This window comes from Marinobacter sp. UBA3604, from assembly GCF_002375325.1.
Taxonomy (GTDB): domain Bacteria; phylum Pseudomonadota; class Gammaproteobacteria; order Pseudomonadales; family Oleiphilaceae; genus Marinobacter; species Marinobacter salarius.
The window spans coordinates 39446-55232 of sequence record NZ_DFMB01000041.1 but is presented as its reverse complement, the minus strand read 5'-3'; the positions used below and the strand labels follow the sequence as shown (position 1 = coordinate 55232).

Here is a 15787-nt window from a genome sequence, read left to right as displayed (position 1 = left end):
AATTGTAAAATGGTACTAATGTGCGAATGCTAACGAAATCGAGGGAATCGATCATGACAGTCTTATGTACGACCCGGCAACTTATAAAGAGGACATTTTTACTCACTGTCCTGCTGGCTTTGGTCGGAACGCACGCTACCATCGCAAGCGCTGGCCCGCGGGACCAGGCAAAACGCATCCATGAACGCATCGCCGGTGTTCCTCCTTCTCCGGAGGTGCTCGATCAAATGGCGGCAAACATAACCAACAATGGTGCGTCAGGCGCCGTTTCTGCCGCCTATACGGCCATGGAAGATCCAGCGTTTTACGATGTTACCCTCAAAAATTTCGTTGCACCATGGACAAATGAGGCGATGTCCCCCTTCGTGCCGTTGAATGATTACACGGCAACGGTCATCGGTATTGTGCGGGATGAACATGATTTTAGACGCGTCTTATATGACGACATACTCTATGTGGGCAACGCCAGCCTGAACGGCATCTCGGCATACTCAACGTCGAACAACGACAACTATGAGGACCTTGAGCGCTCCGGTTACTCCCTCAGTGATGACAACGTGCTGGAGCAAACCACACAGTCCAGCCTGAACTCCGAATTGCCCACGGGAGCCACGGCCGGTGTGATCACCTCCCGGGCCGCAGCGAGGGCGTTCTTCAGCGCGGGCACCAACCGCGCCATGTTTCGGTTTACCTTGCTCAACCACATGTGCAATGACCTGGAGCAGGTCGCGGACGTATCCCTGCCACCGGACCGCATCCGCCAGGATGTGTCGCGAAGCCCGGGTGGCGACAGCCGGGTATTCCTCAGCAACTGCGTTGGCTGTCATACCGGCATGGACCCCATGACCCAGGCCTTTGCCTACTACGACTACCAGTACAACGCGGACACGGACCCTGACGGCGAACTGGGCAGGCTGATCTACAACTCTGTTAGCGACGTGGACCCGGAAACGGGTACCCGCGTTGTCGCCAAATACCACATCAATTCAACCACCTTTGAGCAGGGATACGTGACGCCGGACGATGGCTGGGACAACTATTGGCGGTCCGGCACCAATCGGCGCCTGGGCTGGGATGGCTCCCTGCCCGGCTCCGGCAACGGCGCCAAGAGCCTGGGGCGGGAGTTTGCCAATTCCGACGCTTTTGCCCAGTGCCAGGTGAAAAAAGTATTCCGCAATGTCTGCCTGCGAGAGCCTTCAAACGATAGCGATCGCTCAAAGATTAGCGAAATCGTTACGAGTTTCCGCAGCGGGTACAACCTCAAAACTGCCTTTGCGGAATCTGCCGCGTATTGCCGGGGGGAATAGGACATTATGAAAATCATAATCAGTAAAGGAACCCGAGCCCCCGCTGCGCTGTTCTCCGTTATTGTCGCCCTGCTCTTTCTTGCGGGCTGTAACAGTGGCGAGTCTACCGAAGCCCTTCCGAACACCGGCGGCGGCTCCAATACCGTTAGCTATAGTGGCCCGCCCCCCGCCAGCGACGATGTACTGAATTTCAAGCGCAGCGTGTGGGATGAGCTTTCTGGCCAGAACAAGTGCGGCGCCTGCCACAACGCCGGCGGCCAGTCACCACAGTTTGTGCATGAGGGCGACATCAACATTGCCTACGCCCAGGCCAATACCATTGTTAACCTGTCCGACCCGTCCCAGTCCGAGATGGTGACCAAGGTAGCGGGTGGCCACAACTGCTGGACGACGTCCGTCACTGCCTGTACCGACCTGCTGACGGTCTACATTTCAAACTGGGCGGGTGGCTCGGAGGGGTCAGTGAAGACCGTGGAATTGCGGGCCCCGGATATCAACGAAGTTAACGACACACTGAAGTTTCCAACTGACCCTGGCAAATTCCAATCCACTATCTACCCTGTGTTGACGAATTTCTGCAGCGACTGCCATACCAGCAATGGTCAAACGCCCTACATTGCGAGCAGCGACGTTGCCGTCGCTTACGACCAGGCCAAAAGCCGGATCGACCTGAACGACGGAATTATCCCTGGGACGGAGGAGGAATGGACACTTTTAGACGACGCATCTTCGCGCTTGGTTGAGCGACTGAGAGACGACAGTCATAACTGCTGGACCGACGATTGCGTTGACTCATCGCTCACCATGCTGGCAGCCATACAAAATTTTATTGGGAGTCTCGACAAGCCCCAACCTCTTCCCGACAACCTAGTCACCAGTAAAGCGCTGAACCTAGTTGATGACGGCTTGCTGGCCAATGCCGGCGGCCGATACGAAGACAACGTCATCGCGCTTTACGAATTCAAAGCAGGCGACGGCCCAACGGCCTTTGATACCAGCGGTATTTCCCCACCCCTGGACCTGACGCTCAGCGGCAACGTTGGCTGGGTTGGCGGCTGGGGTATTGATATTGGCCCTGCCTTTGAAACCGAAGAAGGCGAAATGATCCGTGCCGGCAAAGCTCAAGGCTCCACTGCCGACAGCCGCAAGCTGCACACCCTGCTGACCGCCTCTGGCGAATACGCCATCGAAGCGTGGGTTGTGCCCGGCAACATCACCCAGGAAGACTCCCGCATCGTGACCTACTCCGGCTCCTCGACAGCGCGGAACTTCACGTTGGGCCAGGACATGCAGAGCTACGAGTTCCTGCATCGGAGCACCACCACCGACCAGAACGATCCAATGCTGACCGAAGCCAACCCCATGCTGTTGCAGGCGACCTTGCAACACGTGGTGGTGAACTTTTCACCGGACGGTGGCCGCGAAATTTTTGTGAATGGCGAACCCTCCGGTGATGTCGACCCGGATTCCGCCGGCCTGCTGACCGACTGGGACGACAGTTTCGCCCTGGTGTTGGGCAATGAGACGGACGGTGAATCGCCCTGGGAAGGCGCGGTCAGGATGCTTGCCATCCACAACCGTGCCCTCACCGCAGAGCAGGTTGCCGCCAACTACGACGTGGGCGTTGGCCAGAAGTTCTTCCTGCTGTTCAGCGTATCCCACCTGGTGGATATGCCGGAAAGCTTTATCGTCTTTGAGGTCAGCCAGTTCGACAACTACGGCTATTTGTTCTCAAATCCGTTCTTCATCAGTCTCGACGAGACCCAGTCTCCATCGGGTATACCATTGAAGGGCATGAGAATAGGTATCAACGGCCGCGAAGTGGTTGTAGGCCAGTCGTTTGCCAACCTGGATCTAACACTGAATGCCAGTGATTACGTAGCAGGCTCCGGCCAGCCATTGTCAAGACTCGGCACGGTTCTCGCGCTGGAAGAAGGCCCGGAAAACGACCAGTTCTTCCTGACCTTTGAACAGCTCGGTAGCAACACAGACGTTCGAGTGGAAGGCCCTGTCCCGACGCAGCCACCAGAAACCGGTAGCACGGAATTCTCCGCCATCGGCCTGAAGACGTTTGACGAAGTGAATGCGTCCATGTCCAAGGTGACGGGTATTCCGACCACCCAGCCGGGCGTCGCCGAAACATTCACTACGGTTAAGCAGCAGTTACCGACCGTGGAGGACCTTGAAGGCTTCCTGTCATCCCATCAGATGGCGATTACCCAGATGGCGATCCAGTACTGTGATGTTCTGGTGTCGGATACCACGCGCCGCAACGCCTTCTTCCCGGGCTTTGACTTTGGCGAGAATGCGAGCACTGCGTTTGACGACGCCGGCCGGGATCTCATCAAAACGCCGTTGATGGAGAAGTTCGTCGGCACAAGCCTGACAACGCAACCGAGTGATGCGGACATTGAAGCCGAGCTGGACGCGCTGATGGGACGACTCACCACCTGTGGTGGTGGTAGTTGCGAAGCCGGCCGTACCGAAACCGTTGTCAAAGCAAGCTGCGCAGCCGTACTGGGCAGCGCAGTGACACTGATCCAGTAGAGGACGTTGACCATGTATATCAAACCTTCTCGCAAACGTGCACTGGCGACGGATCAACCTCTCCTGCACAGCGATCACTCAAGACCGAAAACCCGACGCGAGTTCATCGCGCAGGGCTTTATGACCGGTGCAGCCACCCTCTGTGGCGCATCCGTGTTCAGCTTGTTCGCTAATCCGCGGCAGGCGGCTGCAGCGCTGTCTCCGGACCTTGAGGACTGGAAAGCATCCTGCGGCATCGCCTCCGCAGGCGCGGGCAAGATTCCCTTTATCTGCTTTGACCTCGCCGGCGGTGCCAACATCGCCGGCTCGAATGTGCTGATGGGCAAATCCGGTGGCCAGTTCGACTTCCTGAGCACGGCCGGCTACAACAAGCTGGGCTTGCCCGGCACGATGCTGCCCAACGACCCGGCCTTCGTGAACCAGGAGTTTGGCCTGGCGTTCCATTCCGACAGCGGTTTCCTGCGGGGCATGCAAGACAGCACGTCGATTGCCGCCCGTGGTTTCATCAATGGCGCCATCATTGCCGCCCGTTCCGAGAACGACACCGGCAATAACCCCCATAACCCGATGTACGGCATCAGCAAGGCGGGCGCTGACGGTGAACTACTCACACTTGTGGGTTCGCAGAGCTCAGAAAGTGGCGGCAACTCCATGGCGCCCATGAGCCTGATCAATCCTCAAGTACGCCCCACCAAGATTGACCGCCCGAGCGATGTTTCGGGGCTGGTGGACGTGGGCGACCTGACCGCCATTCTGGATCAGGACGATGCCGTCGCCGTGATGGAGTCCATCCAGCGCATCAGCCGCAAGAAACTGGACAATGTCGATACTAAAATGACGATCACGAGGGATGATGTGGTGAAAGACCTCGTCAACTGCGGCTATGTTAAAAGCGCAGATCTGACCGAACGCTTTGCCGATCCGTCTTCTATCGATCCATCTCAGGATACGGACATCGTGGGTGGCATTTTCACCGAAGCCCAGTTCAACGAAAACTCGCGGCTGGGCCGGGAAATCCGCAAAACAGCAGCCGTTATGAAACTGGTCCAGAATGGCTACGCCGGTGCCGGTACCGTTACGCTGGGTGGTTATGACTACCACACTGGCGAGCGTGGCACCGGTGAAGAGCGGGACTACCTGGCGGGCCGCTGCATGGGTGCCTGCCTGGAATACGCCCACCGGACGGGCACGCCGCTGATGCTGTACGTGTTCAGCGACGGCTCCGTATCAAGCAATGGTCGGCTGGACGAATCCATGGCCGGGCGCGGCAAAGGCGAGTGGACAGGCGACAACCAGCAGACGGCTGCGTCTTTCTTCCTGGTCTACAGCCCGGCAGGCCAACCCACTGCCCTCACCAACCAGATCGGCTTTATGCGCTCGGACGCCTCCGTGGAAACCGCCTCGAGCCCTGCAGCCAACAACGTAAACCAGTTGGTGCAGACGGTATTGCTCAACTACATGGCCCTGCATGGGGAACAAGGCATGTTCGAGAACTCCGATCGGTTCCCCAATCATGGCCTCGGGAATCAAAACAGCCGTGATCGGCTCATCGCCCTCGAACCGATTGTGTGACCCGGCGTGACCGGGCTTACGGGCCCGGTCGCACACCCCTTTTGCATCACTCCCTTTCCGGCGGCATCAGCCCGTCCGAATAATGCACCTGACGCTGTTCATCAATGATGACGGCGTCGATGCCCTTTAACCGATTGACCATTTCAAGCCCCTTGGCCGCCCCAAGCACAAAGACCGCCGTGGACAAGCCATCGGTTGTGATGCTGTCGTCGCCGAGGATGGTCACACTCTGCACGCCTTTTGCCGGTTTTCCAGTCGCGGGCGAGAGAATATGATGGACACGCTCGTTGTTGTCGTCAAAAAAGAAGCGTTCGTAATCGCCTGATGTCGACACTGCCACGTTGGTCAGTGGCAAAACCATAGCGTTGCGTGATTCAGATCGGGGGTCCCGAATACCCACGATCCAGGGCTTGCCGCGCTTATCACCCAGCAGCCGCAGGTCTCCCCCCGCGCTCAAGCGGGCATGACGAATGCCGAACGATTTCAGGATGTCGATACCACGGTCAACGGTATACCCCTTGGCAATGCCACCCAGATCCAGCCGCACCCCCTCATCAAGGAATCGGACGGTATTGGCACTGGGGTCCAGCACCACCGATCTGTAATTCACCTTTGCCAAGCCTTCCGCCAGCTCTTCATCGGAGGGCTGTTGTCTGGCGCGAAAGTCGTACAGGTAGCCGATGGAACCAAAGCTGATGTCGAAGGCGCCATGGCTCAATTCAGAAATCCTCAGCGCCTGCTGAAGCACCGTAAAGAGACTGTCGCTCACCTCCACCGGTCCGTTGGCCGCCTCGCGGTTAACCCGGGACAGTTCGGAATCTTCCCGGTAACGGCTCATCTGACGGTCGATACGGTCGAACAAAGCCAGCACGGCATCTCCTGCCTCGCTGGCCACGGCCGGATCCTCGGTCCAGAACTCCATCTCTATGGCGGTGGTCATTGCCGTACCGCTCACACGTACCCATTCGGCCTGGGCCGGCATGGCCACAGTCAGCAGCGTGGCCATACCCCACGCCAACGTCCGTGCAACTGTCCCCTTATTTAACCATCCGTTGTTCACCACCCACCCTCGTTTCAATAATTGTGTTTGATCGTTGTTTTGATGCCAGCCCCTGACTCATCCCCTCTACGCCCCCCTCATCCCCCCGTCTACGCCAATAAAAAGTGCGTCAGGAGGATGAACAGCCGGGAGCATCGTCGCACTATGCATGAAAGCTATTCCAGCGGATGCTCTCCGCTCTCACAATAACAATCTTTCACCGCCAGGGTGTTAAGCGAGGCAAGATGATGAAAAACCCGGACTGGTGGCGTGGAGCCGTCATTTACCAAGTCTATCCACGCAGCTTCTACGATTCCAATGGCGATGGCATTGGTGACCTGCCTGGGGTTACTGCCAAACTCGATTACATCGCCAGCCTCAACGTGGATGCAATCTGGCTGTCACCCTTCTTTACCTCGCCGATGAAGGACTTTGGCTACGACGTCTCAGACTACCGCGGAGTGGACCCGATATTCGGCACCATTGAGGACTTCGATGAACTCATCGCCGAGGCCCACAAACGCGATCTGAAGATCATGATCGACCAGGTGTTGAGCCATTCCTCCGATCAGCATCGCTGGTTTACTGAAAGCCGCGCCAGCCGCGACAACCCGAAAGCGGACTGGTACGTGTGGGCAGACCCGAATGCCGACGGCACCCCACCCAACAACTGGCTGTCGGTGTTTGGCGGCTCCGCGTGGGCCTGGGACAGCCGCCGCAAGCAATACTACCTGCACAATTTCCTGACCAGCCAACCGGATCTGAACTTCCACTGCCCGGACGTGGTTGAACAGGTTTTGTCAGACGTAAAATTCTGGCTGGACCGCGGCGTGGACGGCTTCCGCCTGGACGCCATCAACTTCTGTTTCCACGATCCGGAACTGAGGGACAATCCGCCCAGCAACGCCGTTGCTGAAGGCTCCATTGGTGTGCGCAAGGAAAACCCTTACGCATACCAGTTCCACAAATACGATAAGACCCGCCCGGAAAACCTGGCCTTTCTGCAGCGCCTGCGTGCCCTGCTCGACCAGTATCCCGGCACGACTACCGTTGGGGAAATCGGCGACGACAACTCCCTGCAGACCATGGCGGAATACACCAGTGGCGGCGACAAGCTGCACATGGCCTATTCCTTTGATCTGCTGACAGAACAGCATGGAGCCGACTTTTTCCATAAGACCGTCGACTCCATCGAGAAAAAACTGACCGACGGCTGGCCCTGCTGGGCCATCGGCAACCATGATGTTTCACGGGTTGCTACCCGCTGGCAGGCGGGTTCGCCCGAACAGTTGAAAGCCTATATGGCAATGCTGCTGACACTCCGTGGCAGCGTTTGCATCTATCAGGGCGAAGAACTGGGGCTGACCGAGGCGGAGCTGGAATACAAAGACCTGGTGGATCCCTATGGCATCAATTTCTGGCCCGAATACAAAGGCCGGGATGGTTGCCGTACACCCATGGTATGGCACAACAAAGAGGCCAATGGTGGCTTCTCCGATGCACGCCCCTGGCTACCGGTTTATGATGAACACTACAGCGCCGCGGTGGCCGTCCAGCGCGAACAGGAAAACTCCATCCTGCAGGCATACCGTACATTCCTGGGCTGGCGTGCACAGCAACCGGTACTGTTGAAGGGCGACATTGAGTTTCTGGACAGCCCCGAAAACACTCTGGTTTACACCCGGACTTATGAAGGCGCCACTTTCCTGGTCGCCCTGAACCTGACTGATCAGCAAGTTCGAATCACAGCTCCGGCCGCGGGCCAGAGAGTCAGCGGCGCGCCGGATTTTGTCGGCGGTTCCTGGAATGACCGGGAGCTGGAACTGCAGCCCTGGGGTGTGGAGATTGCAACACTCTGAGTCCGCTTTCACAGATCAAACAAGAAGACATACGTTATGGCCAGCGTCACATTAAGAAACATCTGCAAGAGTTATGACGAAACCCAGGTCACCCGCAATGTGAACCTGGATATCGACGACGGTGAATTTGTGGTGTTTGTCGGCCCCTCCGGGTGCGGCAAATCCACCCTGCTGCGAATGATCGCGGGGCTGGAGGACATCACCTCTGGCGACCTGTACATCGGCAATGACAAGGTCAACAACCTGCCTCCCAAGGAACGGGAAGTGGGCATGGTGTTCCAGTCCTATGCGCTATACCCCCACATGAACGTGGCGGAAAACATGGCATTCGGTCTCAAACTCGCCAAGACTGACAAGGCCGAGATTGACCGGCGCGTTAACGACGCTGCCAAACTGCTGCAACTGAACAACCTGCTGGAACGCAAACCCAAGGATCTGTCCGGTGGTCAACGCCAGCGGGTTGCGATTGGCCGCACCATCGTTCGGGAACCCACGGTATTCCTGTTCGATGAGCCCCTATCCAACCTCGATGCCTCCCTGCGGGTGCAGATGCGCATCGAGATCTCACGACTGCACAAGCGGCTGGACGCCACCATGGTGTACGTCACCCACGATCAGGTGGAAGCCATGACCATGGCCGACAAGATCGTTGCCCTGGATAACGGCACCATCGCCCAGGTCGGCAAGCCCATGGAACTCTACCACTACCCCGCAACAAGGTTCGTGGCAGGCTTTATCGGTTCCCCGAAGATGAACTTCATCGACTGCACCGTGGAGAGTGCCAGCAGCCAGTCCGTAACCGTTACCATGCCCGGCAAACACTCTCTCGAACTGCCCATCAACGGCCATGAGCTGGCCGCTGGTGAATCTGTCACCGTGGGCATTCGTCCGGAGCACCTGAGCAACGACGAAGAAGCGGATATGTACCTCGACGGCGAAGTGACCGTCGTGGAGCGGCTGGGTTATCAGACCCTGGTGCATATGGACGTGAACGGCGTGGATGGCGTGATCACCATGCGCACCGACGGCAGCGACCCCGTCCAGGAAGGCTCGAAAGTCACCCTGGGCATCAAGGCCATCAAGTGCCACCTGTTCCGCGAAGATGGCAACGCCTGCCCCCGGCTTTACCGGGAACCCTGCATTGATTTTTGATCTGCTCTGACATCTTTTCAGGGGCCGGTTCCGTCACGTACCGGCCCCTTTTTTTGCCCTTTCAGTATCGTCTAATCTGGTCTGGCCTGGCCTGGCCGCCAAACAGGCTGGTAGGTCCTCCCGAAACACGCTGTGAATACACCCGGTTTATCGACTATTTCCAAGGTAGCTGAATAGTGGCGGAGGTCCTCCCGAAACCGTGCGGAGCCATGGATGGCGTAGCCGAGCGTACACGGACGTATTCACAGCGTGTTTCGGGAGGACCTCCGCCACTGTTCAGCGGACAGATAATGCTCGAGTTGTGGTTGGGGGCTGACAGGGGAATCAAAAAAGCCCGGTCAGCAGGGGGGGTATTAGCCTGACCGGGTCGCGAAGTGCGGAAAAGGAAGACGCATTTCTCGCGGAAGGGCCGCCCGGGATCCTCCGTGGCGGCGTAGGAGAACGTTCAATTCAGTCCAGCGGCATCAACCCTTGACGCCGCCGGCTGTCAGCCCACCAACAATCCATTTCTGGCAGTACAGGAAGATCAGCGTGATGGGCAGCCCGGAGAGCACCGCAGCAGCGGCAAAATCGCCCCACAGGTAGTTCTGCTCGTACAGGTACTGCTGCGCGCCGACCGCCAGGGTCAGCTTGTCGGTGTCCACCAGCAACACGGATGCCATCGGGTATTCCATGATGGTCATGATGAAGGCCAGGATGAACACCACCACCAGGATCGGTACCGACAACGGCAGCAGGATGTAGCGGAACGCCTGCCACGTGGTTGCCCCATCCACGATGGCGGCTTCTTCCAGAGAGCGGTCGATGGAATCGAAGTAGCCCTTGATGGTCCAGATATGCAAGGCCATACCGCCGAGCGAGGCCACGATCACCGCGCCGTGGGTGTTCAGCCCCAGCCAGCTCACATGGTTGCCTATCTGGTCAAACAGGGCATACAGCGCCACCAGGGACAGCACCGGCGGGAACATCTGGAAGATCAGCATCGACTTGAGCACAAAGCCTTTGCCTGCAAAACGCATGCGGGCGAAGGCGTAGGCACTGGTGGTCGAGAGAGCCAGGATCATCACCGAGGAGATCACTGCGATCTTGATGGAGTTCCACAGCCACAACAATACCGGGAACGGCGGCTGGGTGACCGTGCCGTCCTCCCCGGTATAGGGAATGCCCAGCGCCAGGTACCAGTGTTCCAGCGAAGGGTTCTCCGGCAGCAGGCTGCCGGCCGCAAAGTTACCGCTGCGGAAGGAGATGGAGATCACCATTAGAAGCGGGAACAGGATGATCACGATAAAGCCCAGCATCCCGAGATGGGACGCCAGAACGCGATACTTGGTGGAGCGGGGTTGAACCATTGCCATGGGTAGCTCCTTACACTTTGACTTTGGACAGTTTCAGGTTGATCAGCGACAGGGCGCCAACCACCAGGAAGATGGCTGTGGCAATCGCAGCCGCCAGGCCAAAGTTCTGTCCGGAATCCTGGAACGCGATGCGGTAGGTGTAGCTCACCAACAGGTCTGTGGTGCCCGCAGGTGTGCTTGCGCCGATAATATCGGGCGCGCCACCGGTCAATAGCGCAATCAGGACGAAGTTATTGAAGTTGAACGCAAAGCTTGCGATCAACAGCGGCATCAATGGCTTGATGATCAGCGGCAGGGTGACATTGAACAGGTTGTTCACCGGCCCTGCCCCGTCCATCGCGGAGGCCTCGTAGAGATCCCGAGGTATCGCCTGCAATAAGCCCATGCAGAGCAACATCATGTAGGGGTAGCCCAACCAGGTGTTAACGATCAGGATCATGGTTCGCGCCAGCGCCGGGTCACTGAACCAGTCAGGCCGCAATCCGAACAGGCCTTCCAGTACCAGATTGATCTCACCGAAGTTCTGGTTGAACAGGCCCTTGAACACCAGGATCGAGATAAACGCCGGTACCGCATAAGGCAGGATCAACATGGTGCGGTAGAAGCCCTTTCCGCGAATCTGGTCCCACTGCAGGAGGTTCGCCAGCAACAGCCCGAGCGCCAGGGTGAACACCACGGTTGCCACGGCAAAGGACAGCGTCCATACGAAGATCTCAAAGAACGGCCCGCGAATGCTCGGGTCGGACACCACCTTCAGGTAGTTGTCCCAGCCGATGTTCACGGTCCACCCCGGCGACAGTGTCTGACCTTCCGCACTGCGGTAGAAGCCGGTGTCGTGGTCCGGGAAGTAGGTCACGTCCGTCTGGTTGTTGGTGATGCTGCCGTTGTCGTGCAACGTGAACTGGGCGTTGATGGCCGCAAAGGCACGCAGGCTGGCCATGCTCAGCTCGCGCCCGTCTTCGGTCAGCAGGTCCAGCTCCGACAGTTCCGATCGCAACTGGATAATGTCGCGAATGGCCAGCGGCTCGCCAGCCGGCTTATCCGAAGCGGGTAGAGCCGGCGCGCTGGAGTCGGAGCCGTCCAGCGCCAGCGGGGCCGAAACCAGGTTCTGGTGCTTACCCTCAAGGTAGATCACATAACCGGCATCGGTGTTGAAAAGCTCATAGTTATAGCGGACGGAATCGGACTGGTAGGTCCGGTCCATCAGGTTGTCCTTCACCTGCTCAAAACTCAGCAGGTTGCTGGCACTGTAGTTGGTAAAGCCAATACCAACCGTGTACATCAGCGGGAAAATAACAAACACCCCCATACCGGCTACTGCGGGGAAAATGTAGCGATGGGCGTAGAGTTTCTTGTTCACGAACACAAACACCGCTGATGCCGTCAGCACCAGGAACAGCATCGCGAACACAAACTCCTGCTGGGCATACAATGCCAGTATCAGGTAGAGCGCCATGCCTACCAATGCGGCCAGGGCACCCCACTTTAGAATCATTCGGGTCATTGGAAGTCTGCTTTCGGTTCCGGGGGAGGACAGGGTTTCCGTTATCATTGTAGTCAGCCCGTTTAAAGCCGTCGCCAACGTCTGGCGAGGGCAGGTTTACAACAACAGGTCAGCACGGCTGGGAGAACCATCGGCACGGCGGCCGACGGCACTCCCATCAGGGGCATTACCGGGTAATGCGCTGTGCTGCTGAGTTCAGGGCGTCCTCAACGGGCTGTCTTCCAGATGTGATGTTCTGCAGAGCCGGCCCCATGGAGGACCAGAAAGCGCCCATGGCAGGCACACTCGGCATGGGTTCACCCAACTGGGCGTTTTCAAACGTCGCCGCAATATTCGGGTTGGACGACAGTTCGTCCATAAATTCCTTGTTGGCCACGGCTCCCAGGGGAACATCGTTGTTCACCATTTTCAGGCCTTTGACGGACAGCGCGTAGTTCTCAAGGAACTCTACCGCCAGGTCCTTATTGGGGCTGGCCGTATTGAGAGTCGCCGCCATCACGCCAACCATGGGTTTGCTGGGCTGGCCATCGACGGTGGGCAACTTGGCAACGCCAAAGTCAATGTCGCTCTTCTCCAGGTTACCCCAGGCCCATGGGCCGTTGATCATCATTGCGGTTTCGCCCTTGTTGAAGCTGGACTCCATGGCGCTGTAATCCGCACCGCGAGGCATCACGCCTTCTTCAATCAGGGTTGTGAGCATGTTGGCGCCCTTCATGGCACCTTCGTTGTTCACGCCAGTGTCCTTGACGTCATAGCTGCCGTCTTCGTTCTGGGCGAAAATATAGCCGCCGGCCGCGGCAATCATTGGCCAGGTGAAATAGGTGTTGTTGTAGTCCCAGAGGATGGCGCGCTTGCCATCTTCCGCCAGTTGTTTGTGAATGGCGGGAATGTCCTCGAAGGCGGTTGGCGGCTCGGGCACCAGATCCTTGTTATAGATCAGACCAATGGACTCGACGGCCATGGGGTAACCGTACATCTTGCCATCGACGGTCACAGCATCCCAGGTGAAATCGAAGTTCTCACCGATAACACGCTGTGACGGCTTGACCTCGGAAATGATGCCGCTTTGCGCCCATTCGCCGAAACGGTCATGGGCCCAGATAAAGATGTCCGGGCCATTGCCCGTGGCGGCGGATTGCTGGAACTTGTCAGTGGCGCTGTCTGGATGAGCCACTTCAACGGGGATGCCGGTTTCCTCGGTAAACCAGTCACCCACTTCCTGCAGGCCATCATAGCCTTTGTCGCCATTGATCCAGACCAGGAGCTTGCCTTCCTCGATCTCGGCGTGAGCCGGTGCGGACATGCCAAATGTTGCTGCAACAATGGAAGCTGCGAGTGAACTACGGATAAAAGTTCGACGATTCATCAGGTGTTTCCTCTGCTTGTTCCTGCCTTATTCTTGTTGTCCGCCCTGACACGAGGTTGGCCGGGCGGGCTGAACGCAAATCTTTTTATTGCGAGTAACCGAACTGTGTTGCAATTTGCTGTTGCTGGCATCAGCCCTGATTTCATTCCCTGAGGCGTAGAACGGGGGAGTAGTGAGGCGTAGTGAATTCCGTCTACCACCCACCGTTCAGGTCTGGTTTGATTGGATAACCACAACAATAAATGGAACCGGAGCCCATTGCATGAGCCAGACCCCGAAAAAAATCAGGTTTACCGCCAGCCTTGTGACGTGCCTCTCGCTTGCCGGCTGCGCCGGTGGCCAGTTCGAGACAGCCGCCCCACCCTCGGACAACCGCGCAGTTTCAACCAGAGGGATGTGCACCGCCACCCAGGCAGAGATGACCGTTACCGTCGGCAATGCCTTCAAAGACGGCGACTGGGTGCGAGACTACTACAGTGGCAACAAGGCACAGGTGACAAATGGCCAGGTCACCCTCACCCCGGCCCCGGACGCCGAAGGCCTGTTACTGCTGGAAGCCGTGGACGCTCCGGAGCAGAGCTTCACCTGGGCGGGCGCAACCGTCTACTTTACCGTGACAGATCGCTTTGCCAATGGCCGCACCGACAACGACCTGAACTACGGTCGCAAGCCCGACGGCATGGATGAAATCGGCACCTTCCACGGCGGGGACTTTGCTGGCCTGACACAGAAGCTGGACTACCTGAAGGATCTCGGCGTCAACGCTGTCTGGGTCACCCCACCCTTCGAACAGATTCATGGCTGGGTTGGCGGTGGTGACCAGGGGGACTTCCAACACTATGGGTACCATGGCTATTACGCTCTGGACTTCACCCGCCCTGACGCCAACTTCGGCACCCGCGAGGAATTCCGCACCCTGGTGGAAGAAGCCCATGCCCGCGGCATCCGCGTGGTTATGGACGTGGTTATGAACCACCCAGGCTACGCCACCCTTCAGGATATGCAGACCTTCAACGTTGGCGGGCTACGCGAAGGCTTCGAAAAGCACCTGCCCGAACAATGGGGCGACTGGCGACCGGAATCCTGGGAGAATTTTCACGCCTACCATGCGCTGATCGACTACGATCATCCGGGCTGGGCCAACTGGTGGGGCAAGGACTGGGTTCGCGCCGGCATCGGCGACTACGACACGCCGCCCAAAGCCTCCCTCGATCCGGTACGGGGCTCCCTCGCCTTCCTGCCGGATTTCAAGACGGAATCCGATAAAGCGGTGGACCTGCCCATTTTCCTGCAGGACAAGGAAAACACCCGTGCCACACAGCTTGAAGACGCCACCGCCCGGGATTATCTGGTCACCTGGCTAACCGATTGGGTGCGCGAGTTCGGTGTCGATGGTTTCCGGGTGGACACCGCCAAGCACGTGGAGCCGGAAGCCTGGAAACAACTGAAAACCAAAGCTCAGGATGCACTCGACACCTATCGCGCCAATAATCCCGGCCAGCCGTTGCCAGCGGAAGAGTTCTGGATGGTCGCGGAGGTATTCCCCCATACAGTGACCCGAAGCAGCTACTTTGATGCCGGATTCGACGCCGTCATCAACTTTGACCTGCAGGAGGAAGCCCAGGCCGGTGCAGCTTGCCTGCCCGCCATGGAGCCCATCTACAGCGAGTATTCCGACAAGATGCACGGCGACACCCCCTTCAACGTCATGAGCTATATCTCATCCCATGACACCCAGCTTTTCAGCCGCATTGCCGACAACAAACCGGCGATGCAGAAACGGGCCGCCGCCGCCTTGCTGTTTACACCGGGCACCAGTCAGATATTCTACGGAGACGAATCCGGCCGCGCTTTCGGGCCCACGGGTTCTGACGGCCACCAGGGCACCCGTTCAGACATGAACTGGGCCGACATCGAAAATGGCACGGCACAGCCGGTCCTGTCCCACTGGACAAAGCTGGGCCAGTTCCGGGCACGTCACCCGGCAATTGGTGCCGGGGAACACAAACAACTCAGTACCAAACCCTACGTCTTTTCAAGAACCCACGGCGACGACCGGGTGGTGATCGCCTTCGGCAAGGAGTAA

At 58.0% G+C, this 15787-nt stretch carries 10 protein-coding genes; 6 read left to right on the top strand and 4 right to left on the bottom strand.

From position 1 onward, the window contains the following. Positions 1-227 precede the first annotated feature (227 nt). The 3 genes from B2590_RS11960 to B2590_RS11950 are packed head-to-tail and all read left to right on the top strand — an operon-like array spanning position 228 to position 5426. Positions 228-1307: a hypothetical protein gene (locus tag B2590_RS11960; protein WP_286810266.1), complete on the top strand. Its 1080-nt coding sequence runs from the start codon at positions 228-230 to the stop codon at positions 1305-1307. Positions 1308-1313: 6 nt separating this feature from the next. Further along, a complete protein-coding gene (locus B2590_RS11955) occupies positions 1314-3854 on the top strand; it encodes a LamG domain-containing protein (protein WP_286810265.1) in 2541 nt (846 codons plus the stop codon). A 12-nt stretch (positions 3855-3866) separates the two neighbouring features. After that, positions 3867-5426, top strand: a complete 1560-nt coding sequence (locus B2590_RS11950; protein ID WP_286810264.1) for a general secretion pathway protein GspF — start codon at positions 3867-3869, stop codon at positions 5424-5426. Positions 5427-5472: 46 nt separating this feature from the next. Here the strand turns inward: B2590_RS11950 and B2590_RS11945 are convergent, their stop codons facing one another. Continuing rightward, positions 5473-6432, bottom strand: coding sequence for an FAD:protein FMN transferase (locus tag B2590_RS11945; protein WP_273623597.1), 960 nt, complete (start codon positions 6430-6432; stop codon positions 5473-5475). A gap of 278 nt (positions 6433-6710) precedes the next feature. Between B2590_RS11945 and B2590_RS11940 the strand changes: the two genes are divergently transcribed. Both B2590_RS11940 and malK read left to right on the top strand, forming a co-directional pair. Beyond that, complete coding sequence (locus B2590_RS11940; RefSeq protein ID WP_286810263.1) at positions 6711-8324, top strand: alpha-glucosidase family protein; 1614 nt, start codon at positions 6711-6713, stop codon at positions 8322-8324. 36 nt (positions 8325-8360) lie between these two features. Continuing rightward, on the top strand, positions 8361-9476 hold the full coding sequence (gene malK, locus B2590_RS11935) for a maltose/maltodextrin ABC transporter ATP-binding protein MalK (protein ID WP_085680157.1): 1116 nt from the start codon (positions 8361-8363) through the stop codon (positions 9474-9476). Positions 9477-9940: 464 nt separating this feature from the next. Here malK and malG read toward each other — a convergent pair whose 3' ends face one another. The 3 genes from malG to malE all read right to left on the bottom strand — a co-directional run bounded on the left by malG (position 9941) and on the right by malE (position 13701). Then, complete coding sequence (malG, locus tag B2590_RS11930; protein WP_041335489.1) at positions 9941-10831, bottom strand: maltose ABC transporter permease MalG; 891 nt, start codon at positions 10829-10831, stop codon at positions 9941-9943. A gap of 10 nt (positions 10832-10841) precedes the next feature. Next, positions 10842-12335: a maltose ABC transporter permease MalF gene (gene malF, locus B2590_RS11925; protein WP_286810262.1), complete on the bottom strand. Its 1494-nt coding sequence runs from the start codon at positions 12333-12335 to the stop codon at positions 10842-10844. 166 nt (positions 12336-12501) lie between these two features. After that, complete coding sequence (gene malE / locus B2590_RS11920) at positions 12502-13701, bottom strand: maltose/maltodextrin ABC transporter substrate-binding protein MalE (protein ID WP_085680153.1); 1200 nt, start codon at positions 13699-13701, stop codon at positions 12502-12504. A gap of 262 nt (positions 13702-13963) precedes the next feature. Here malE and B2590_RS11915 point away from each other — a divergent pair, with 262 nt between their 5' ends. Next, entirely contained in the window at positions 13964-15787 is a 1824-nt protein-coding gene (locus B2590_RS11915) for an alpha-amylase (protein WP_286810260.1), read from the top strand.

Excerpts from the sequence above, each read along its gene's own strand:
- B2590_RS11960 (WP_286810266.1), top strand. The coding sequence starts at position 228 with ATGGCGGCAAACATAACCAACAATGGTGCGTCAGGCGCCGTTTCTGCC.
- B2590_RS11955 (WP_286810265.1), top strand. The coding sequence starts at position 1,314 with ATGAAAATCATAATCAGTAAAGGAACCCGAGCCCCCGCTGCGCTGTTC.
- B2590_RS11950 (WP_286810264.1), top strand. The coding sequence starts at position 3,867 with ATGTATATCAAACCTTCTCGCAAACGTGCACTGGCGACGGATCAACCT.
- B2590_RS11945 (WP_273623597.1), bottom strand. The coding sequence starts at position 6,432 with ATGGCCACGCTGCTGACTGTGGCCATGCCGGCCCAGGCCGAATGGGTA.
- B2590_RS11940 (WP_286810263.1), top strand. The coding sequence starts at position 6,711 with ATGATGAAAAACCCGGACTGGTGGCGTGGAGCCGTCATTTACCAAGTC.
- malK (WP_085680157.1), top strand. The coding sequence starts at position 8,361 with ATGGCCAGCGTCACATTAAGAAACATCTGCAAGAGTTATGACGAAACC.
- malG (WP_041335489.1), bottom strand. The coding sequence starts at position 10,831 with ATGGCAATGGTTCAACCCCGCTCCACCAAGTATCGCGTTCTGGCGTCC.
- malF (WP_286810262.1), bottom strand. The coding sequence starts at position 12,335 with ATGACCCGAATGATTCTAAAGTGGGGTGCCCTGGCCGCATTGGTAGGC.
- malE (WP_085680153.1), bottom strand. The coding sequence starts at position 13,701 with ATGAATCGTCGAACTTTTATCCGTAGTTCACTCGCAGCTTCCATTGTT.
- B2590_RS11915 (WP_286810260.1), top strand. The coding sequence starts at position 13,964 with ATGAGCCAGACCCCGAAAAAAATCAGGTTTACCGCCAGCCTTGTGACG.